This is a genomic window from Enterobacter cloacae complex sp. P14RS (assembly GCF_014895895.1).
GTDB lineage: Bacteria > Pseudomonadota > Gammaproteobacteria > Enterobacterales > Enterobacteriaceae > Enterobacter > Enterobacter bugandensis.
The window spans coordinates 66,578-88,103 of sequence record NZ_JADBQM010000023.1; the positions used below are offsets into that span (position 1 = coordinate 66,578).

At 57.9% G+C, this 21,526-nt stretch carries 20 protein-coding genes; 4 read left to right on the forward strand and 16 right to left on the reverse strand.

Features of this window, described 5'->3' with window-relative positions:
* The first annotated feature begins 107 nt into the window (after positions 1-107).
* The gene (gene plsB / locus IM295_RS18845; protein ID WP_028015161.1) at positions 108-2,528 is read left to right on the forward strand and encodes a glycerol-3-phosphate 1-O-acyltransferase PlsB; all 2,421 of its coding nucleotides are present in this window, start codon (positions 108-110) and stop codon (positions 2,526-2,528) included.
* Positions 2,529-2,630: 102 nt separating this feature from the next.
* Here plsB and gntU read toward each other — a convergent pair whose 3' ends face one another.
* The 5 genes from gntU to IM295_RS18870 all read right to left on the reverse strand — a co-directional run bounded on the left by gntU (position 2,631) and on the right by IM295_RS18870 (position 7,572).
* Entirely contained in the window at positions 2,631-3,971 is a 1,341-nt protein-coding gene (gntU, locus tag IM295_RS18850; RefSeq protein WP_193067169.1) for a gluconate transporter, read from the reverse strand.
* Between the two features lie 3 nt (positions 3,972-3,974).
* Positions 3,975-4,502 (reverse strand): gluconokinase, encoded by a 528-nt coding sequence (gene gntK, locus IM295_RS18855; protein ID WP_045260947.1) that lies wholly within the window; start codon positions 4,500-4,502, stop codon positions 3,975-3,977.
* 126 nt (positions 4,503-4,628) lie between these two features.
* On the reverse strand, positions 4,629-5,624 hold the full coding sequence (gene gntR / locus IM295_RS18860) for a gluconate operon transcriptional repressor GntR (protein ID WP_014882133.1): 996 nt from the start codon (positions 5,622-5,624) through the stop codon (positions 4,629-4,631).
* Between the two features lie 91 nt (positions 5,625-5,715).
* The gene (locus tag IM295_RS18865; RefSeq protein WP_003861565.1) at positions 5,716-6,411 is read right to left on the reverse strand and encodes a pirin family protein; all 696 of its coding nucleotides are present in this window, start codon (positions 6,409-6,411) and stop codon (positions 5,716-5,718) included.
* A 123-nt stretch (positions 6,412-6,534) separates the two neighbouring features.
* Entirely contained in the window at positions 6,535-7,572 is a 1,038-nt protein-coding gene (locus tag IM295_RS18870; protein WP_028015159.1) for an oxidoreductase, read from the reverse strand.
* Between the two features lie 256 nt (positions 7,573-7,828).
* On the opposite strand from IM295_RS18870, the gene yhhY reads away from it, so the two are divergent.
* Entirely contained in the window at positions 7,829-8,317 is a 489-nt protein-coding gene (gene yhhY / locus IM295_RS18875) for an N-acetyltransferase (protein WP_193067170.1), read from the forward strand.
* Between the two features lie 86 nt (positions 8,318-8,403).
* Here yhhY and ggt read toward each other — a convergent pair whose 3' ends face one another.
* Positions 8,404-10,149 (reverse strand): gamma-glutamyltransferase, encoded by a 1,746-nt coding sequence (gene ggt, locus IM295_RS18880; protein ID WP_193067171.1) that lies wholly within the window; start codon positions 10,147-10,149, stop codon positions 8,404-8,406.
* A gap of 123 nt (positions 10,150-10,272) precedes the next feature.
* Here ggt and IM295_RS18885 point away from each other — a divergent pair, with 123 nt between their 5' ends.
* Complete coding sequence (locus IM295_RS18885) at positions 10,273-10,644, forward strand: DUF2756 family protein (protein ID WP_045260950.1); 372 nt, start codon at positions 10,273-10,275, stop codon at positions 10,642-10,644.
* Here the strand turns inward: IM295_RS18885 and ugpQ are convergent.
* The 10 genes from ugpQ to livK form a co-directional block, all read right to left on the reverse strand.
* On the reverse strand, positions 10,634-11,374 hold the full coding sequence (gene ugpQ / locus IM295_RS18890; protein WP_193067172.1) for a glycerophosphodiester phosphodiesterase: 741 nt from the start codon (positions 11,372-11,374) through the stop codon (positions 10,634-10,636). The genes IM295_RS18885 and ugpQ overlap by 11 nt on opposite strands.
* Complete coding sequence (locus IM295_RS18895) at positions 11,371-12,441, reverse strand: sn-glycerol-3-phosphate import ATP-binding protein UgpC (RefSeq protein ID WP_028015154.1); 1,071 nt, start codon at positions 12,439-12,441, stop codon at positions 11,371-11,373. The genes ugpQ and IM295_RS18895 overlap by 4 nt, the downstream gene beginning before the upstream one ends.
* A gap of 1 nt (position 12,442) precedes the next feature.
* Positions 12,443-13,288, reverse strand: a complete 846-nt coding sequence (ugpE, locus tag IM295_RS18900; protein ID WP_193067173.1) for a sn-glycerol-3-phosphate ABC transporter permease UgpE — start codon at positions 13,286-13,288, stop codon at positions 12,443-12,445.
* The gene (ugpA, locus tag IM295_RS18905; protein ID WP_023618241.1) at positions 13,285-14,172 is read right to left on the reverse strand and encodes a sn-glycerol-3-phosphate ABC transporter permease UgpA; all 888 of its coding nucleotides are present in this window, start codon (positions 14,170-14,172) and stop codon (positions 13,285-13,287) included. Before ugpA ends, ugpE begins: the two co-directional genes overlap by 4 nt.
* Before the next feature lie 105 nt (positions 14,173-14,277).
* Entirely contained in the window at positions 14,278-15,594 is a 1,317-nt protein-coding gene (gene ugpB / locus IM295_RS18910) for a sn-glycerol-3-phosphate ABC transporter substrate-binding protein UgpB (RefSeq protein WP_023310025.1), read from the reverse strand.
* Positions 15,595-15,850: 256 nt separating this feature from the next.
* On the reverse strand, positions 15,851-16,564 hold the full coding sequence (gene livF, locus IM295_RS18915) for a high-affinity branched-chain amino acid ABC transporter ATP-binding protein LivF (RefSeq protein ID WP_008500102.1): 714 nt from the start codon (positions 16,562-16,564) through the stop codon (positions 15,851-15,853).
* 1 nt (position 16,565) lies between these two features.
* On the reverse strand, positions 16,566-17,333 hold the full coding sequence (gene livG, locus IM295_RS18920) for a high-affinity branched-chain amino acid ABC transporter ATP-binding protein LivG (protein WP_028015149.1): 768 nt from the start codon (positions 17,331-17,333) through the stop codon (positions 16,566-16,568).
* Entirely contained in the window at positions 17,330-18,607 is a 1,278-nt protein-coding gene (locus IM295_RS18925) for a high-affinity branched-chain amino acid ABC transporter permease LivM (RefSeq protein ID WP_045631383.1), read from the reverse strand. Before IM295_RS18925 ends, livG begins: the two co-directional genes overlap by 4 nt.
* A complete protein-coding gene (livH, locus tag IM295_RS18930) occupies positions 18,604-19,530 on the reverse strand; it encodes a high-affinity branched-chain amino acid ABC transporter permease LivH (protein WP_193067174.1) in 927 nt (308 codons plus the stop codon). Before livH ends, IM295_RS18925 begins: the two co-directional genes overlap by 4 nt.
* Positions 19,531-19,576: 46 nt before the next feature.
* Positions 19,577-20,686, reverse strand: coding sequence for a high-affinity branched-chain amino acid ABC transporter substrate-binding protein LivK (livK, locus tag IM295_RS18935; RefSeq protein ID WP_028015146.1), 1,110 nt, complete (start codon positions 20,684-20,686; stop codon positions 19,577-19,579).
* A gap of 424 nt (positions 20,687-21,110) precedes the next feature.
* Here livK and panM point away from each other — a divergent pair, with 424 nt between their 5' ends.
* The gene (panM, locus tag IM295_RS18940) at positions 21,111-21,500 is read left to right on the forward strand and encodes an aspartate 1-decarboxylase autocleavage activator PanM (protein ID WP_028015145.1); all 390 of its coding nucleotides are present in this window, start codon (positions 21,111-21,113) and stop codon (positions 21,498-21,500) included.
* Positions 21,501-21,526: the final 26 nt, after the last annotated feature.

The window sequence follows — 21,526 nt, forward strand, 5'->3', positions numbered from 1 at the left end:
GCGTTTCGCTGCCGCCTGAAGTATGACGGGTAACAACAGAAATTTTGCGCGCTTTCTGTTATCCTTGCGCCGCAATTGCATTATTAACCAGAGGCTTTACATCGTTTATGTCCGGCTGGCCACGAATTTACTACAAATTACTTAATTTACCATTAAGCATACTGGTAAAAAGCAAGTCTATCCCAGCAGAACCCGCGCTGGAACTGGGGCTCGATACGTCGCGCCCTATTATGTACGTTTTGCCTTATAACTCTAAGGCCGACCTGCTAACGCTCCGTGCCCAGTGTCTGGCGCATGATTTACCCGATCCGCTTGAACCACTGGAAGTTGACGGCACTTTGCTGCCGCGCTACGTGTTCATTCACGGCGGGCCGCGCGTGTTTACCTATTACACACCGAAAGAAGAGTCCATCAAGCTGTTCCACGACTATCTCGACCTGCACCGCAGCAATCCTGACCTGGATGTGCAGATGGTGCCGGTATCGGTGATGTTTGGTCGCCGTCCGGGCCGCGAAAAAGGCGAAGAGAACCCGCCGCTGCGCATGCTTAACGGCATCCAGAAGTTCTTCGCGGTCTCCTGGCTGGGACGCGACAGCTTTGTGCGCTTCTCCCCTTCCGTCTCCCTTCGCCGAATGGCGGACGAGCACGGCACTGACAAGATCATCGCGCAAAAACTGGCGCGCGTGGCGCGTATGCACTTTGCCCGTCAGCGCCTGGCGGCCGTAGGGCCACGTCTTCCGGCGCGTCAGGACCTGTTCAACAAGCTGCTGGCCTCCAAAGCGATCGCCCGCGCCGTTGAAGACGAAGCGCGCAGCAAGAAAATTTCCCATGAGAAAGCCCAGCAGAACGCCATTGCGCTGATGGAAGAGATCGCAGCGAACTTCTCCTACGAGATGATTCGCCTGTCCGATCGTATTCTCGGCTTTACCTGGAACCGCCTGTATCAGGGCATCAACGTGCATAACGCTGAGCGTGTACGTCAGCTGGCGCACGATGGTCATGAGATTGTCTATGTCCCCTGCCACCGCAGCCACATGGACTACCTGCTTCTCTCCTACGTGCTCTATCACCAGGGACTGGTACCGCCGCACATTGCCGCCGGTATTAACCTGAACTTCTGGCCAGCAGGCCCGATTTTCCGCCGCCTGGGCGCGTTCTTTATTCGTCGTACCTTCAAGGGCAACAAGCTCTACTCCACCGTGTTCCGCGAGTATCTCGGCGAGCTGTTCAGCCGCGGCTACTCCGTAGAGTACTTCGTCGAGGGCGGGCGCTCCCGTACCGGTCGTCTGCTCGATCCGAAGACCGGCACGCTGTCGATGACCATTCAGGCGATGCTGCGCGGCGGTACGCGTCCAATCACGCTCGTGCCAATTTACATTGGCTATGAGCACGTGATGGAAGTGGGCACGTACGCCAAAGAGCTGCGCGGCGCGACCAAAGAGAAAGAGAGCCTGCCGCAGATGCTGCGCGGCCTGAGCAAGTTACGCAACCTGGGTCAGGGCTACGTAAACTTTGGCGAGCCGATGCCGCTGATGACGTATCTGAACCATCATGTTCCGGATTGGCGCGAGTCTATCGATCCTATCGAAGCGGTGCGTCCGGCCTGGCTGACGCCAACGGTGAACGGTATCGCGTCCGAACTGATGGTGCGCATTAACAACGCCGGTGCGGCCAATGCGATGAACCTGTGCTGTACGGCGCTGCTGGCTTCACGTCAGCGTTCCCTGACCCGTGAACAGCTCACGGAGCAGCTGGACTGCTATCTGGACATGATGCGCAACGTGCCATACTCGGTTGATTCGACAGCTCCTTCTGCTACCGCCAGCGAGCTTATCGATCACGCGCTGCAGATGAACAAGTTCGAAGTCGAGAAAGATACGATCGGCGATATCATCATTCTGCCGCGCGAGCAGGCCGTACTGATGACGTACTACCGCAACAACATCGCTCATATGCTGATGCTGCCGTCGCTCATGGCGGCCATTATCACCCAGCATCGCCGTATTTCACGTCAGGAGCTGTTGCGCCACGTTGAGACGCTCTACCCGATGCTTAAAGCGGAGCTGTTCCTGCGCTGGAGCAAGGAAGAGCTGGCCGTTGAGCTGGATAAACTGACGGAAGAGCTGCGCCGTCAGGGGCTGATCACCGTTGCGAACGACGAGCTGCACATCAATCCGTCACGCTCCCGTACCCTGCAACTGCTGGCGGCCGGTGCGCGCGAAACGCTGCAGCGCTACGCCATTACGTTCTGGCTGCTGAGCGCGAACCCGTCGATCAACCGCGGCACGCTGGAGAAAGAGAGCCGGACGCTGGCGCAGCGCCTGTCCGTTCTGCACGGCATTAACGCCCCGGAATTCTTCGACAAGGCGGTATTCAGCTCGCTGGTGCTGACGCTGCGTGACGAAGGCTTCATCAGCGATACGGGCGATGCCGAGCCGGAAGAGACGCTGAAGGTTTACCAGATGCTGGCTGAACTGATTACGTCGGATGTGCGCTTGACGATTGAGAGCGCGACGCAGGGCGAGTAACACAATGCCGGGTTATGGCCCGGCCTGATGCCCTGGATAATAAAAAAGGCCCGGTAAGCGCTGACGCTACCGGGCCTTTTTTGCCTTGTTAAATCATTGCATTTAGCTGAGCAGCGTAAAGGCAATCATCCCGACAATGGCCCCGGTGGTGCCGAGGATGGTTTCCATCAGCGTCCAGGTTTTCAGGGTTTGCGCTTCGGTCGCACCAGTAAACTTGCCGAACAGCCAGAAGCCAGCGTCGTTAACGTGCGAGACGACAATCGAACCGCCCGCGATGCAGATAGACAGCGCGGCCATCTGCGCACCGGAGTAGTTCAGCTGTTCAATCACCGGCATCACCAGACCCACGGCGGTTAAGCACGCCACGGTTGCAGACCCCTGAATGATACGCACCGCCGCAGCCAGCACGAAGCAGGTTACCGCAATCGGCAGGCCCATTCCGGTCAGTGCTTCACCCAGAGCCGGGCCCACGCCGGAATCCACCAGCACCTGCTTGAACACGCCGCCGGCACCGATCACCAGCAGGATAATACCCGCAGGCTGCAGCGCGGCACCGCAGATCTCCATCACGCGGTCTTTCGGCATACCCTGGCGCATCGCCAGGCCGTAAATCGCCACCAGACACGCCACCAGAATCGCCGTGAACGGGTGACCAATGAACTCAAACCATTCGTACGCGGTAGAACCGACCGGCACAAAGCGCGCGGCAATGGTTTTCAGACCCACCAGCACCAGCGGGAGCAGGATCAAAGAAAGGCTAAAGCCGAATGACGGCATTTTGCCTTCGCCCAGGTGCGGCTCGGAGATGTCGTCCGGGATGTGCAACTCGACGTAGCGGCTGATGAAGTTGCCCCACAGCGGCCCGGCGATAATCATCCCCGGGACGGCCGCACACAGGCCAATCAGGATCATCCAGCCAAAGTCGGCGTGCATCTGGGAGGCCAGCAGCATCGGCGCCGGCCCTGGCAGCAGAAACGCCGCAGCCGCCGCCACGCCCGCAAACAGCGGAATGACCAGCTTCACGAGGTTAGTGCCGGTATGGCGCGCCATGGAGAAGGCGACGCTGATGAGCAGCACCACCGCCACTTCGAAGAACAGCGGCAGTGCGCAAATCAGACCGGCCAGGCCAATCGCGTAGTGCGCGCGGCTGTGCCCGAAGGATTTGAGCATTTTGACGGCAATCTGGTCGACCGCGCCCGTCTCATGCAGAATCTTGCCAAACATCGCGCCCAGCGCGACCACAATCGCCAGGAAGCCCAGCGTGCCTCCCATCCCTTTTTCCATCGTCGCGGCGATCTTGTCGAGCGGCATACCGGAAAAGAGACCTGCACCAATAGAAACCACCATCAAAGCAACGAAAGCGTGCATACGCGCCTTCATCACTAAAAACAGCAGCAGCAATACCGAACCCACTGCTGTCAAAACTAGCGTTAATGTACTCAAAACTTACTGCCTTTTGTTAATGACCTCGATGGTGCTGGCTACAACACCTTCCAGCGGCTGATCGATATCAACCACTAAGACGTCTTTTTCATCTTCACCCGGCTCCTGAAGCGCTTCGAACTGCGTCACCAGCATCTGGGTTTTAAAGAAGTGGCCTTTACGCGCTTTCAGACGGCTTTCAATCACCCCGAAATCGCCTTTAAGGTAGATGAACGAGAGGTTCGGATTGCCGTCGCGCAGCAGGTCGCGGTAGGTTTTTTTCAGCGCGGAGCAGACGATCAGTGAAACTTTATTGGTACGCTGCATCGCGAACGCGGCGTCATTCAGAGCCTGCAACCACGGTTTGCGATCGTCGTCGTTCAGCGGTTCGCCGGAGGCCATTTTCATGATGTTGCTGCGCGGATGGAGGAAGTCACCATCAAGAAACGCAGCCTGAAGTTGATGCGCCACTTCGCTCGCCACGGCAGATTTACCGCTACCGGACACGCCCATCAGGACGTAAACGTGGTGATCGTGATTAGTCGTGCTCAAAGGGTGTCCCTCAGTCAATTGTTACGGGTAACAGTTATCGGTAACATTGTCCTGCTGGGGCAAAAGAGAAGCAATATCCAAACGTGCGCGAAGTGAATAAGTGTGAGCTACTTCAAATTTGTCAGTTCAAATAGATCCACCCGGTGACAAGGTGAAACCTAAATCTAACATTTTAGGGGTAACCGTCTCTCCACGAATGCGCGCCAGCAGGCGTTCTGCACCAATGCGGCCCATGCGTTCACGCGGGGTCAGGACGCTCGCCAGACGCGGCTCCATCACCTGACCAATATCGTGGCCGTGGAAGCCGGCAATCGCCATATCCTCAGGGATCTTCAACCCCAGACGCTGGCATTCGAACGCTGCACCGACCGCAAGGTCATCGTTGGTACAGAAAATACCGTCCAGTTGCGGATACTCGCGTCGTGCCTGACGCATCAGCTCAATACCCGAGGTGTAAGATGAGGACTGCTCCACCATCACGCTGTACGGGGTTAAATTTGCGTCGAGCATGGCCTGCTCGTATCCCTTCTGTTTGATGATAGTACGTTCATCAAGACGCGCACCCAGATAGGCAATATGACGATGACCGCGGGCGATGATCGCCGCTGTCATCTGACGAGCCGCTTCAAAGTTATCGAACCCAACGGCGATGTCGAGGCATGGCGACTGGCTGTCCATGAGCTCCACCACCGGAATACCGGCGACTTCAATCATTTTGAGCGTGCGGGCAGTGTGGGTACGTTCGGTTAAAATCAGGCCGTCAATGTTCCAGGAAAGCATTGATTCAAGACGTTCCTCTTCCAGTTCCGGCTTGTACCCATAGTGAGCGAGCATGGTCTGGTAGCCAAAAGCATCGGTAACGCTTTCAATGCCGCGCAGAACTTCAGCGAAAACCTGGTTGGTCAGGGAAGGAAGCAGAACGCCCACCGCACGGCTGGTCGCATTGGAGAGAATATCGGGGGCGCGGTTGGGAATATAACCCAGTTCATCAAGGGCGGCGGCAATCTTGCCACGCAACGCCACGGAAACCTGTTCCGGGTTACGTAAAAAACGGCTGACCGTCATTTTGGTCACACCGACGCGATCGGCGACATCCTGAAGTACGGGGCGTTTCTTTTTCATCGTCCTGAGAAATCTTGAAGTGAGAGATTTGCTCAGTTTATCACGGACAAAGCTCAACCTTCCCCGTTTAAAGGGAAGGTTGAGAAATTATTTAGACCGGAGGCAGGTCAAACAGCAGGATTTCGCTTTCGCTGTCGGCGTGCACGGAGAGCGCCTGCTCATCCCAGACGGCCAGACCATCGGCGGTGGTGGCTTTGGTGCCGTTGATAGACACTTCCCCTTTCACCACCTGGATCCAGACGCGGCGGTTGGCGGCAATCTGGTGCACGGACTGCTCGTCTTTCGCCAGCGCCCAGCGGTACAGCTCCATATCCTGATGCACTTTCAGGGAACCTTCACGCGCGTCCGGGGACAGCACCAACTGTTTGCCCTGTTTCGCGTCGAAGCGGCGCTGCTCGTAGCGTGGCGTGATGCCGGTCTCTTCCGGAATGATCCAGATTTGATACAGGTGCAGTTTTTCCGTTTTGCTCGGGTTGTACTCAGAGTGACGCACCCCGGTACCCGCGCTCATAATCTGGAACTCGCCCGCCGGCACCTGCTCTTTGTTGCCCATGCTGTCCTGGTGCTCAACCGCCCCTTCCAGCACATAGGTCAGGATTTCCATGTCTTTGTGCGGGTGGGTACCGAAGCCCTGGCCTGCATCAATCACGTCGTCGTTAATCACGCGCAGCGCGGAGAAGCCCATGAAGTTCGGGTCGTAATAGTCGGCAAACGAGAATGAATGCCATGAGTCCAGCCAGCCATGATTTGCGTGACCGCGTTCGTTTGCTTTGCGTAAGTAGATCATTGTTTTCACCCTCAGTTCGTTTCGATGGAGTAAGTGTGGACTCAAACGGTCGGGGATCATAGAGGGTGAAAATTGACTCCTCTGTTCAAAAATTATGAACAAGCCCAGAGGAGCCGTTTTTGCTTATTTCGCGAGGGTTACCGTGGCAGGAGAAGCCTGCTCGAATGCCCGTTCAAGGATTTCCAGGTTGGTCAGAACGTCAGATTCCTTGACGTAATTCGGCGCGCCGCTGGTAAGGGTTTCATACAGTGCATCGTAGACGCGGCCATAGTCGCCGGTTTCCGGTTTCAGCTCTTCTTTGACCGTTACGCCCTCATCGTTCACGTACTCCAGCACGCCCACGGAATCGTCCGCCGCAAAGCCCGGTTCGCCCGGCATGATGTTGGCCTTCAGGCTGGTCTCCTGCTGGTCAATGCCGTACTTAATGAACGAACCTTTGGTACCGTGAACGATAAATTTTGGGTAGTCGATTTTCACCAGATGACTGGTTTTAACGATAGCCTTAAGGTCGCCGTAGAACAGCTGCGCCTCGAAGGTGTCGTCCGGGTTGGCTTTATTGCGCAGGCTGCGGATGTCGTAAGCCACGTGGTCCGGGCGGCCAAACAGGGAGATGATCTGGTCCATGGTGTGTACGCCCAGACCATAGAACGAGCCGTCCTGCGGCAGGCCGGGCTGGGTTTCCGCCACCGGGCGGTAGTAATCGAAGTGGCTTTCGATTTCCACAATGTCGCCAAGCTTGCCGCTCTCAATCGCCTTTTTCGCCGTCAGAAAACAGCTGTCAAAGCGACGGTTCTGATACGGGGTGACGGTCAGCCCTTTGCTTTTCGCCAGCGTAAACAGCGCTTTCGCTTCGGCAATGGTCGGGGTGAACGGCTTTTCCACCAGCACGTTCTTGCCCGCTTCGAGCGCGCGTTTAGCATAGTCAAAATGGCTGTCGGCGTGGGTGCAGACAACCACCAGCTTTACCTGCGGGTCATTCAATACTTCATCGAGATCGCTGGTGAAGTGAATGTGGGAGTACTGCGGGGATTGCTCTTCCGGCTTCGCGCGGCGGCGGTAGATATGGGCCACATGCCAGGTGTCTTTACGGTGGAGGACATACGGAAGGTGGTAACGCGTGGTGCTTTTGCCAAATCCAATAAATGCGCAATGTAGTGTCATGGCTCAGTCCTTTTAGAAGGTTACTGAGTTTAACCATAACAAAAAAAAAGCCAGCGAGAAGCTGGCTAAAGTAATACTGGAAGCAATGTGAGCAATGTCGTGCTTTCAGGTTCCCGTAGGGGTCCTCCTGAATGCAAAGCAATAATAATCATTCTCATTCGCACTTGTCCAATACTTTTTGCAAAAAATAGCGGTTGACTCAAATTTTAAAGTCATTGATGTTGGAGGGGACTTTTAACCGACTGAGGAACAAGGAATGAGTGAGATAGTGATACGCCACGCTGAACCGAGAGATTACGATGCCATTCGTCAGATCCACGCCCAGCCGGAGGTGTACCACAACACGCTACAGGTTCCTCATCCCTCAGAGCAGATGTGGCATGACCGGCTAACCGATCAGCCCGGCATTAAACAGCTGGTGGCTTGTATCGACGGGACCGTCGCCGGGCACCTGTGCATTGCCGTCGCACAACGCCCGCGTCGCAGCCACGTTGCCGATTTTGGCATTTGTGTGGGTGCGCAATGGCAAAATCGGGGCGTTGCCAGCGCGCTGATGCGAACCATGATTGATATGTGCGACAACTGGCTGCGCGTCGATCGCATTGAGTTAACGGTATTTGTTGATAACGAACCGGCAATCGCGGTGTACAAAAAGCACGGGTTCGTAATTGAAGGCACCGGCAAGCGCTACGCCCTGCGCAACGGCGAATATGTGGATGCGTATTATATGGCGCGGATGAAGTAGTTCTTTGCCGGGTGGCGGCTTCGCCTTACCCGGCCTACGTTCGTGCAGTTGTAGGCCCGGTAAGCGCAGCGCCACCGGGCAACGTATCAGTACCCCGCCGTCAAATCATCCACCGAACGCGGATCCGACGCGCCAAACAGCGCGCCGTCTGGCCCCACCATAATGCTCTGGGTGCTGCCCATCGCCTCTTTCACCGCAACCTTCTGTCCGCGCTGCTCCAGCAGCTTAATGGTGTCCGGGCTAAAGCCCTTCTCCACGCGCAGTTCATCCGGCAGCCACTGATGATGGAAACGCGGCGCATTGGTCGCCTCGGCGACGTTCATGCCAAAGTCGATGGTGTTCACCACCATCTGTAGCACGGTAGTTATGATGCGGCTCCCGCCAGGGCTGCCGGTCACCAGCCAGGTTTTCCCGTCTTTCACCACGATGGTTGGCGACATGGACGACAGCGGACGCTTCTTCGGCCCCACCGCATTCGCATCGCCGCCGACCAGCCCGTAAACGTTCGGCACGCCCGGCTTGGCGGAGAAGTCATCCATCTCGTTGTTCAGCAGAATGCCGCTGTTACCCGCTACAATCCCGGTACCAAAGGTAGTGTTGAGCGTGTAGGTCACCGCCACCGCATTGCCGTCTTTATCCACCACCGAGAAGTGCGTCGTCTGGTTGCTTTCATACGGCGCCAGCTTGCCGGGGCGGATCTCGCTCGACGGCTTAGCCTTGTTGATGTCGATCTGATCGGCAATGGATTTTGCATACGCCTTGTTGGTCAGCGCCTGCCACGGCACCTTCACGAAGTCCGGATCGCCGAGGTATTCCGAGCGGTCGGCATAGGCGCGTTTTTCCGCCTCCGCCATCACCTGCATGGCATCCGCGCTGCCGAAGCCGAACTTGTGCATATCAAAGTTTTCAAGAATATTGAGGATCTGCACGATGTGAATGCCCCCGGAAGACGGCGGCGGCATGGAGAAGACCTCGTAGCCGCGATAGGTGCCGCTAATCGGCTCGCGCTCCACCGCCCTGTATTCCGCCAGATCCGCTTTGGTGATAAGCCCGCCGTTCTTCTGCATCTCTTCGGCAATCTGGTCGGCAATCGCCCCTTTGTAGAAGGCGTCCGGGCCGTGCTCCGCAATCAGCTCCAGGCTTTTGGCGAGGTTCTTCTGCACCAGCTTATCGCCCTTCTTCAGCGGTTCACCGTCCTTCCAGAAGATCGCCTTGCTGTTTTCGTGATTGGGAATGACTTCACTGCCGTAGGTCTTGAGGTCGTCCGCCAGGGCGTCATTGACCACAAATCCCTCCCGCGCCAGCCTGATGGCAGGCTGCACTACCTTGTTCAGCGGCATCGTGCCGTATTTTTCCAGCGCCAGCGAGAAGCCCGCAACGGTGCCCGGCGTGCCGGAGGCGAGGTGGGAGGTCAGGGATTTTTTGCTGTCAGGGTTACCCTGGTCGTCGAGGAACATATCGCGGGACGCCTGAGAAGGCGCCATTTCGCGGAAGTCGATGGCCGTGGTTTTGCCGTCTTTGGTGCGCAGCATCATAAAGCCACCGCCGCCCAGATTCCCCGCCTGCGGGTGCGTTACCGCCAGCGCGTACCCGACCGCGACCGCTGCATCCACCGCGTTACCGCCCTGCTTAAGAATATCGACGCCCACTTGGGTCGCCAGCGCGTCAACCGAGGCCACCATGCCGTGCGTGGCCCGCACGGGGTGAAAAACATCCTCCTCCACGCCGTAAGAGACGGGAGGAGCGGCGGGCGGGTTGGCCGCCACGGTAAATGTGCCGCCTGCCATCAGCGCGGCGATGGCGACCCAGCGCAAGAAGGTTGGTTTCATCATTATTGTTCTCCAGGTGAAGGGATCCATATTCCCCGCTTAAGCCTGGTTCACAACTCCTAAAAAATCATCGTCATGGTGAAATCAGGGTAAACTTAAGAGAGGCCTCAAGAGGAGGAAATGACAATGAAACGCTTGATGATTATTGCGGCGCTGATCCCGTTTGCCGCGCTCGCACAGCCACTCAACACCATGAACAACCCGAATCAGCAGGGTTACGTTATCCCGAGCCAGCAGCGTATGCAGACCGAGATGATGAGCCAGCAACAGCAGCAGAAAGGGATGCTCAATCAGCAGCTGAGAACGCAGACCCAGATGCAGCAGCAGAGCCTGCAAAACCAGATGAACGCCAACACCCAGCGCGTGCAGCAGGGACAGGTGCGCGAGCAGCCGCTGCCAAATAAAAACGGCGGGATGTTAGGGGGCGGGATGTCGCAAAGCAGCGGTCAGCAGCATATGCTGCCGACCCAGCAGAACGGCAGTATGCTCAATAAATAAATTTCGGGCCGATCTGGTCAATCGCATCGGTACAGATGCTGTCCACGCCCCAGCGCAGCAGCTCGGCTGCGCGCTGGGGTTTGTTAACGGTGTAGACCAGAATATGCAGACCCGCGTCTTTCAGCATTTTCACCCGCGCCTCATCCAGCAGCTTGTGGTTCAGATGGATAGAGACGCAGCCTAAGCGGCCCGTCAGTTCACGCCAGTCCTCACGCCACTCGTCCAGCAGCAGCCCGCGCGGCAGCTCCGGTACAGCTGCCTGTGCGGCCTCCAGCGCGTCGATGTCAAACGACGACAGCAGCGGCGCGGTCATGCCTTCCCACAGCTCGCGCGCGGCAAGGGCAATCACTTTGCCCGTCAGCGGCCCGGTGCCGGTGGTCGGTTTGATTTCGATGTTGGCCATCATGCCATGTAGACGACACCGGTCTGCCACCTCCGCCAGCAGCGGCAGCGGTTCGCCTTTGAACTCCCTGCTGAACCAGCTTCCGGCGTCCACCTTCAGCAGATCGCGCCACGGCAGTTCACCCGCCACGCCCCAGCCGTTGCTGGTGCGTTCAAGATTGTCGTCATGCAGCAGGAAAATTTCGCCGTCCTTCGACAGCTTGGCGTCGAACTCGATCATCGTGTGGCCGTAGCGCGCGCCGACATCGATCGCCGCCAGGGTGTTTTCCGGGGCCAGCTTACCGCCGCCACGGTGGGCGACGATGTGGGGGTAAGGCCAGTTGCTCATACTCGTTGTCCTGTTTCACCGTCAAAAAGGTGCAGATGGTTTTCCGGCAGGTGGAGCCACAGCGTGCTGCCCGCTTTCGGGCGCTCCTGATGCGCCAGGCGCACCACCATTTTTTGCTCGCCCCAGCGCCCGTGCGCCAGGTTATCTGCACCCAACATCTCCAGCGTGTCCATCACCAGCGGCACGCCGCCGTCCGCCTGAGAGGTTAAACCAATATGCTCGGGGCGGATACCGAGCGTCATCTTACGCCCGGCGTAGCCACGATAGTACCAGTTGATCGGCAGCGCCATCCCGCTTTCCAGTTCAAAGTGGGTGCCCGCGCTGCTGATGCGCCCTTCCAGCAGGTTCATCGCCGGGCTGCCGATAAAGCTCGCCACAAAGCGGGTGGCCGGTTTTTCGTACACTTCCACCGGGGTGCCAATCTGCTCGGCAACGCCTTTGTTCATCACCATTACGCGCTGGGCGAGAGTCATGGCTTCGACCTGATCGTGAGTCACGTACAGAGACGTGGTTTTCAGACGACGGTGCAGCTGCTGCAGCTCAAGGCGCATCTGTACGCGCAGCTTGGCGTCGAGGTTAGACAGCGGCTCGTCGAACAGGAATACCGCCGGGTCACGCACGATAGCGCGCCCCATTGCCACGCGCTGGCGCTGGCCGCCGGAGAGCTCACGCGGGCGGCGCTTCAGCAGACCGTCGAGTTCCAGAATGCGGGCGGCTTCTTTCACGCGCTCCTCAATATGGCCTTTGCCCATGCCGCGAATTTTCAGCCCCCAGGCCATGTTCTCCTCCACGCTCATGTGCGGATAGAGGGCGTAGTTCTGGAACACCATCGCGATGCCCCTGTCTTTCGGCTCCATCTCGGTGACGCGCTGGCGGTCAATCCAGATATCCCCGGACGTGACGCGCTCCAGCCCCGCCACCATGCGCAGCAGCGTAGATTTGCCGCAGCCGGACGGGCCGACCATCACGATAAATTCGCCGTCCGCCACGTCGAGCGTCAGCGGCTGAATGACCTGGGTTTTACCGTCCCAGCTTTTGGTAACTGCCTGAAGTTTTAAACCTGCCATCTTATTTCTCGCTATCGACCAGGCCGCGGACAAACGAGCGCTGCATGGCTAAAACAATGACTACGGGTGGGATTAGGGTGAGCAGCATCGCCGCCATCACCTGGTTCCAGAGGGTGGTGCCTTCACCGGTGGCAATCATGCCTTTGATGCCCGCCACGGCGGTGCCGAGGTTGACGTCCTGAATAATCAGCAGCGGCCACAGGTACTGGTTCCAGCCGTAGATAAAGGTGATCACAAACAGCGCCGCAAGGTTGGTTTTCGACAGCGGCAGCACGATGTCGCGGAAGAAGCGCATCGGCGAGGCGCCGTCGATGCGCGCGGCTTCAATCAGCTCATCCGGCAGGGTCATAAAGAACTGGCGGAACAGGAAGGTGGCGGTCGCCGAGGCCATCAGCGGCAGGGTTAAGCCTGCGTAGCTGTCCAGCATCTTCAGGTTGGCAATCACCTCCACCGTCGGGAAGATACGCACCTCCACCGGCAGCATCAGGGTGATGAAAATCATCCAGAAGAACAGGTTACGCAGCGGAAAGCGAAACCAGACGATGGCGAAGGCCGAGAGCATCGACACCGTAATTTTGCCCACCGTAATGCCGAACGCCATGATGAAGCTGTTGAGCATCATCAGCCAGAACGGCGCGCTGTTGGCGCCCACGCCCTGGGTCCAGATGGTTTTCATGTTCTCGAAAAGATGCCCGCCCGGGATCAGCGTCATCGGCGTGTCGAACACCGCTTTGGTGTCCAGCGTGGCGGCGACAAAGGCCACGTACAGCGGGAACAGGATGACGATAATCCCTAAAATCAGCATGGTATGGCTGAAAATCGTCAGCCCGCGACGGTTCTCAATCATTGGTAGCGCACCTTACTTTCAACATAGCGGAACTGCACCACCGTGAGGATGATGACGAGGAACATCAGCACCACCGACTGCGCGGCGGAGGCCGAGAGATCCAGCCCAGCGAAGCCTTCGCGGTAGATCTTATAAATAAGCGTCGTTGTCGCCTGCACCGGGCCGCCTGCGGTCGCCGCGTCGATCACCGGGAAGGTGTCGAAGAAGGCGTACACGAGGTTCACCACCAGCAGGAAAAAGCTCACCGGGGCAATCAACGGCAGGGACAGTCTGAAGAAGCGACGAATCGGCCCTGCGCCGTCAATCGCGGCGGCCTCCACCAGCGAACGCGGGATGGACTGCAGCGCGGCAAAGAAAAACAGGAAGTTATAGCTGATCTGCTTCCACACCGAGGCGAACACCACCAGGAACATCGCCTGACCGCTGTTCTGGGCGTGGTTCCAGTCGTAGCCGAACTCTGCCAGGAAATGGGTAATCAGCCCGCGTCCGGGGTTAAACAGGAAGATCCACAGCACGGCGGCAACGGCGGGGGCCACGGCGTAAGGCAGCAGCATCAGGGTCTGATACAGGCGGCTGCCGCGCACCACGTAATCCACCAGCGCGGCGAAAAACAGCGAGGCAACAAGACCGCTCACGGTCACCAGCGCGCTGAATTTCATCGTCGTCCAGAAGGAGTCCAGGTAGTAGCTGTCATGGAATAGCGCGGTAAAGTTGTCCAGCCCGACAAACTGGCTGGAGAGCCCGAACGGATCGACGCTTTGTACCGAGTACCACAGCGCTTCGCCCGCAGGCCAGATAAAGAAGATAACGGTGATGACCAGCTGAGGCGCGACCAACAGGTACGGCAGCCAGCGGGAGCGAAACACCGGACGGGATGAGGACATGGAGATTGGGTTCCTGAACAATGCCGGGTGGCGGCTGCGCCTTACCCGGCCTGGATGGGGCACGTCGTAGGCCCTGTAGCACAGCGCCACCGGGCGAATCACAAATTACGATTTCGTCGACTGCTCAAAGCGGCGCAGCAGCTGATTCCCGCGCTCTACTGCGGAATCCAGCGCCTGCTGCGGGGTTTTCTTCCCGGTCCACACGCTTTCCAGCTCTTCATCCACGATGGTGCGGATCTGCGGCATGTTGCCCAGACGCAGGCCTTTAGTGAACGGCAACGGCGGCTTGTTCAGCATCTGACGCGTCGCGATGTCCGCACCCGGGTTTTTGCTGTAGAAGCCCTGCTCGCGGGTCAGGTCGTACGCGGCTTTGGTGATCGGCAGGTAGCCGGTCTTCTGGTGCCATTCAGCAGCGTTTTCCGGTTTGGCCAGGAAATCGAGGAATTCGGCCACGCCTTTGTAGGTGCCCTTGTCTTTACCCTGCATCACCCACAGGCTCGCCCCGCCGATGATGGCGTTCTGCGGCGCGCCCTTCACGTCAGCGTCGTACGGCATCATGCCCACGCCGTAGTTGAATTTGGCGTAGTGACGAATATCCGCCAGCGAGCCGGACGAGGCGGTGGTAATGGCGCAGTCGCCGTTGTAGAACTTCTCGGTGGATTCGTCTTTACGCCCGAAGTAGCTGAAGTCGCCCTTCTTGTTCAGATCGGCAAGCAGCGCAATGTGCTTCACCTGCTCCGGCTTGTTGAACTCGAGTACCGCATCGGTGCCGTCGAAGCCATTGTTTTTGGTCGCCACCGGCAGGCCGTGCCAGGCGCTGAAGTTCTCAATCTGGATCCAGCCCTGCCAGCCGCTGGCGTAGCCGCACTTCATGCCCGCCGCTTTCAGCTTCGCGGTGTATTCGGCCAGGTCCTGCCAGGTTTTTGGCGGCTGCTCCGGATCTAAACCGGCTTTTTTGAAGGCGTCTTTGTTGTAGTACAGCACTGGCGTGGAGCTGTTAAACGGCTGGGACAGCAGGTGACCGGTTTTGGAATCGGTGTAGTAACCCGCTACGGTCGGCACGAACTGGGATTCATCGAAGTTGATACCCGCCTCTTTGAACACTTCATACACCGGCTTGATAGCTTTCGAGGCCATCATGGTGGCGGTGCCCACTTCATACACCTGTAACAGCGCAGGCGCGTTGCCGGTACGGAAGGCGGCGATGCCCGCGCTCAGGCTCTGCTCGTAGTTACCTTTGTACACCGGCACAATTTTGTAATCCGGGTGGGTGTCGTTGAAACGTTGCGCCAGGGAGTCAACTTCTTTACCCAACTCCCCTTCCATGGAATGCCAGAACGGAATGGTGGTCACAGCCATTGCGTTCGTCGCAAAAGCCAGACCCAGTGCCAGACCCAAAGCTGTGTGTCGTAACGATGTCATTGTCATCTCTCTTATTGTGCCGGATGCGCGATATCACGCGTTTTATGCTCGCGAGGTAACATGACATGCTCGAATGACAGAAAAATAACTGTTTGTTTACAGATAAGTGACAGTAAAGGGACAGGGGGATGATGGTTGTGTGAAGGGAATTAGGTGCATGATTGGGTGCGGTCTGGTGCCCTCACCCCGGCCCTCTCCAACAGGGAGAGGGAGAAAACACTAAAAAAGGCAACTTGCGTTGCCTTTTTGCTTTTATCTACCCGCCTAAATACGCGCTCCGCACCGCTTCGTTCGCCAGCAGCGCGTCGCCGGTGTCTTCCAGCACCACGCGGCCGTTCTCCAGCACGTAGCCACGGTCAGCGAGCTTCAGCGCCTGGTTGGCGTTCTGCTCGACGAGGAAGATGGTCATCCCCTCTTTACGCAGCTGCTCGATGGTGTCGAATATCTGCTGGATGATGATCGGTGCCAGACCGAGCGACGGTTCATCCAGAAGCAGCAGACGCGGCTGGCTCATCAGCGCGCGGCCAATCGCCAGCATCTGCTGTTCACCGCCGGACATGGTGCCCGCACGCTGGATGCGGCGCTCCCACAGGCGCGGGAAGAGTTCGTACACCCACTTGATTCGGGTCTGGTATTCATCGCGGTGAGCGAAGAACCCGCCCATCGCCAGGTTCTCTTCCACCGTCATGCGGGAGAAGACGCGGCGCCCTTCCGGGACAATCGCCACCGCCTCACGCATGATTCTGGCGGTCTGCCAGTCGGTAATGTCTTTACCATCGAACACAATCCGCCCGCTGGTGGCGCGCGGGTCGCCGCACAGGGTGCCGAGCAGCGTGGTTTTGCCCGCGCCGTTGGCGCCAATCAGGGTGACGATTTCACCCTGATTGATGTGCAGGCTGACGTCGTGCAGCGCCTGGATCTTGCCGTAGTGCGCATTGACCTTGTCGAACGTTAACATCGCTTTTTCCATCTTATGCCTCACCAAGGTATGCGCGGATCACGTCCGGGTTGTTGCGGATCTCTTCCGGCGTGCCGTTTGCCAGCGGCGTGCCCTGGTTTACCACGTAGATACGGTCCGAAATGCCCATCACCAGCTTCATGTCATGCTCAATCAGCAGGATGGTGGTGTCGTGATGATCGCGCAGCTCGGCAATCAGCTCGTCCAGCTCTTTGGTCTCTTTCGGGTTGAGGCCCGCCGCCGGTTCGTCGAGCATCAGGATCTCCGGCTGGGTCACCATGCAGCGCACAATCTCCAGTCGACGCTGGTCGCCATAGGCCAGGTTGCTCGCCTGACGGTTGGCGTGCTGCAGCAGGCCGATGCGGTCGAGCCAGGTGGCGGCACGATCGAGCGCCTCCTCCTGCGCGCGGCGGAAGGCCGGGGTTTTCAGCAGGCCGGAGAACAGGCCGGTTTTCAGCTGCTGATGCTGTGCCACCAGCAGGTTCTCAATCACCGTCATCTCGCGGAACAAACGCACGTGCTGGAAGGTACGCACCACGCCCATGCGGGCAATCTGCTGGCCCGGCAGCCCTTCCAGGTGCTGGTCGCGCAGCATGATGGTGCCGCCCGTCGGCTTGTAGAAGCCGGTCAGGCAGTTAAAGACCGTGGTTTTCCCCGCGCCGTTCGGGCCAATCAGGGAGACGATCTCTTTTTTATGCAGGTCCAGGTTCACGTTGTTGACCGCCAGCAGGCCGCCAAAACGCATCATCAGACCGTTTACGGATAATAATGGCTGACTCATGCCTGCTCTCCTTTCGCTTCCACATTCTTAAGCTTCAGCTGTGGACGCGTCATCGGCAGCAGACCCTGCGGACGCCAGATCATCATCAGCACCATCAAACCACCCAGCATCAGCATGCTGTATTCGTTAAAGTCGCGCATCAGCTCGCGAGAGACCACCAGCAGGATAGCCGCGAGGATAACGGCGAACTGCGAGCCCATCCCGCCGAGTACCACAATCGCCAGCACAAAGGCCGATTCGGCAAAGGTGAACGACTCAGGGCTGACGAAGCCCTGGCGCGCGGCGAACAGCGTGCCGGCGAAACCGGCAAACGCGGCGCTGATGGTGAACGCGGTCAGCTTGATGCGGGTCGGGTTCAGGCCCAGGGAGCGGCAGGCGATCTCATCTTCGCGCAGCGCTTCCCACGCTCGGCCCAGCGGCATGCGCAGCAGGCGGTTGATCACGAACAGGGTGATGACCACCAGCAGCAGCGCCACCAGGTAGAGCCAGATCACGCGGTCAGATGGATCATATTTGATGCCAAAGAAGTTGCTGAAGGTATCCCAGCCGCCTTCGCGGGCGGTACGGCTGAACTCCAGGCCGAAGAAGGTCGGCTTCGGGATCTGGCTGATGCCGTTCGGGCCGCCGGTCACTTCGGTGTTGTTGAGCAGCAGGATACGGACGATTTCACCGAAGCCTAAGGTCACAATCGCCAGGTAGTCACCGCGCAGGCGCAGCACCGGGAAGCCGAGCAGGAAGCCCGCCGCGGCAGAGACCAGCCCCGCCAGCGGCAGGCAGGTCCAGAAGCCCAGGCCGTAATAGTGGTTCAGCAGCGCGAAGGTATACGCGCCGATAGCGTAGAAACCGCCGTAGCCCAGCACCAGCAGACCAGAGAGACCGACCACCACGTTCAGACCGAGGCCGAGGATCACGTAAATCATGGTCAGGGTGGCGATGTCCACCGTGCCGCGCGACACCATAAACGGCCACGCCACGGCGGCGACCAGCAGCGCCACGAGGAACAGCTTCTGTTTTACCGTTGTACCGTCGATCGCCGGCAGAACGAATTTCGGTCCGGAGACATTTTTCAGCGTTTTCTGGAACAGCGGGCGCAGCAGCTGGAACAGGAACACCACGGCGGTGCCGATAAAGACCCACTGCCAGCGAATATCAGCTGCAGTATCGACAACGAGTTTGGTGCCATTCAGCTCAAGCTGGACGCCCATAAAGACGCTGGCCAGCACGAAGAACATGGCGGCAGACAGCAGCGCCATTGCAAAATGCATCGGTTTCATACTTTCTCTACCTCCGGACGGCCCAGAATACCGGTAGGCATCACCAGCAGAACCAGAATCAGCAGGGCAAACGACACCACGTCTTTATATTCGGTGCTCAGGTACGCCGAGGAGAGCGCTTCCGCCACGCCCAGGATCAGGCCGCCAATCATCGCGCCCGGAATACTGCCGATGCCGCCCAGTACCGCCGCGGTGAAGGCTTTCATCCCGGCCATAAAGCCGATGTACGGGTTAATTACGCCGTAGAACTGGCCGAGCAGCACGCCAGCCACCGCCGCCATCGCCGCGCCAATCACGAAGGTCAGGGCGATTACGCGGTCGGTGTTGATGCCGAGCAGGCTCGCCATCTTCAGGTCTTCCGCACACGCGCGGCAGGCGCGTCCCATGCGGGAGTAGCGGATGAACAGGGTCAGGGCGAGCATGGCGACAAAGGTCACGATCCAGATCACCAGCTGCATCGTGGTAATAGAGGCAGAGAAGTTTTCGCTGGCCCCCACAATCCACTGGCCGTTAAACAGGCTTGGCAGCGCCACGTCGCGCGAACCTTCGGTCAGGCTGACGTAGTTTTGCAGGAAGATCGACATCCCGATCGCGGAAATCAGCGCAATAAGACGCTTGGAGCTGCGCACCGGCCGGTAGGCCACGCGTTCGATGCTCCAGCCGTAGGCGCTGGCGATCACGATCGCGCCAACAAACCCGGCGGCGACCAGCAGCCAGCTGCTGTCGATGCCCATCATCATCAGCGCGGCGATAATCATAAAGGAGACGTAGCTACCGATCATGTACACCTCGCCGTGGGCGAAGTTGATCATGCCGATAATGCCGTAAACCATCGTATAGCCGATGGCGATCAGCGCGTAGGTGCTTCCCAGCGTGACGCCGTTAAACATCTGCTGCAAAAAGTAGAGAAACTGCTCGGACATATGCAAACCTTTTTATACCCGCCCGGTGAGCCGGGCGGTGGGATAATTATTTGGCGACCGAGGACGAACCGTCGGCGTGCCACTTAAAGACACCAAACTCAAATCCCTTCAGATCGCCTTTCTCATCCCAGTTCAGCGGCCCAATCACGGTGTTCGCCCCGTGTGCTTTTAAATCTTTCACCAGATCCAGCGGCTCTTTGCTGCCGGTACGCTCCAGCGCGGTTGCCAGAGACTGCACGGCCGCGTAGGTGATCCAGACGTATGGACCACTCGGATCTTTCTTCTGCGCCTTGAGCGCATCCACGATAGCCTTGTTGGCCGGATCCTGGTCATAGCGTTTTGGCATCGTCACCAGCATGCCTTCGGCAGAATCCCCTGCGATGTTCGACAGGGAGGCGTTGCCCACGCCCTCTGGCCCCATAAACTGGGTTTTCAGACCGGTGGCGCGCGCCTGGCGCAGCATCTGGCCCATTTCCGGGTAGTAGCCGCCGTAGTAGACGAAGTCGATGTTCTCTTTTTGCAGACGGGCGATCAGCGCGGAAAAATCTTTTTCGCCTGCGGTAATGCCGTCGAAGAAGACGATGTTCGCGCCGCCTTTTTTCAGGCCGTCCTGCACGGAGCGCGCCAGGCCTTCGCCGTACTGCTGCTTGTCATGAATTATGGCGATACGCTGTGGCTTAACGGTCTCGAGGATGTATTTGGCCGCGGTTGGCCCCTGGGAGGAGTCCAGACCGGCGGTACGCATGATGTGCTGGTAACCGCGCTGGGTCAGCTCCGGGTTGGTGGCGCCCGGAGTGATCATCAGAATACCTTCGTCTTCGTAGATATCGGACGCGGGCTGGGTGGAGGATGAGCAGAGGTGGCCGATGACGTACTGAATCCCGTCGTTGACGATTTTGTTGGCGACCGCAACGGCCTGTTTCGGATCGCAGGCGTCGTCATACTCCACGCCTACCAGCTTGTCGCCCTTGATGCCGCCTTTGGCGTTGATGTCTTTGATGGCCTGACGCGCGCCGTTAAACTCCATGTCACCCCACTGGGCAACAGGGCCGGACATCGCACCGACTACCGCAACTTTAATCTCTTCCGCCATGGCCGCATGCGAGATCGCCAGTGCAACCATTCCCGCGATAAATGTCTTCGCGTTCCTTTTCATCTCAGAATCCCCATTCGTGATGTCGTGTTTATATTTTGTTTTATTATGGTTAAAAAGCATTCTGTACTTTTAATGAACAACACTATTTTTACCAGTGCCTTTAATGGTTTAGCGCAGTTTTTTGTCAAAAACCAGACTAAAATCTCTATTTTTCAGGCGATTAAGGAAAGATAATATTCTGAAATCAGGCAGAGATAAACAAATAAAAGTGCAGTTTGCAGCATAAAATAACGGTACAAAGCGCCGAATAAATCGCTGCCATTCAGGTTAAAATTCTGCTTATTTTTCGATCCATGTGTTTTCACACTGCCCATTGCATTGCTAAAAAACTAATCACCTGGTTAATGAGAATAAAAAGAGGAAGCCGCTGAGTGAATAAATTGAGTACACTGCCTCTACTCAATTTGCTTTGGACAAGCTGCTAATGAAACTGACTATCGTGCGTCTGGTGACCTTTAGCGACCAGGATCATATCGACCTGGGCAAGATCTGGCCGGAATATTCCCCTTCGTCGCTGCATGTCGACGAGAACCATCGCATTTATGCCGCGCGCTTCAACGAGCGCCTGCTGGCCGCGGTTCGCGTGACCCTGAGCGGCACGGAGGGAGCGCTGGACTCGCTGCGCGTGCGTGACGTGACCCGTCGTCGCGGTGTGGGACAGTATTTAATTGAAGAAGTGATCCGCGAAAACCCGAACGTAAACTCATGGTGGATGGCCGACGTGGGCGTGGAAGACCGCGGCGTGATGGCAGCGTTTATGCAGGCGTTAGGGTTTACGGCGCAGGAGAGCGGGTGGGAGAAGCGTTTGGGATGAATTGTGCGGTGCGGCATGATGCCCTC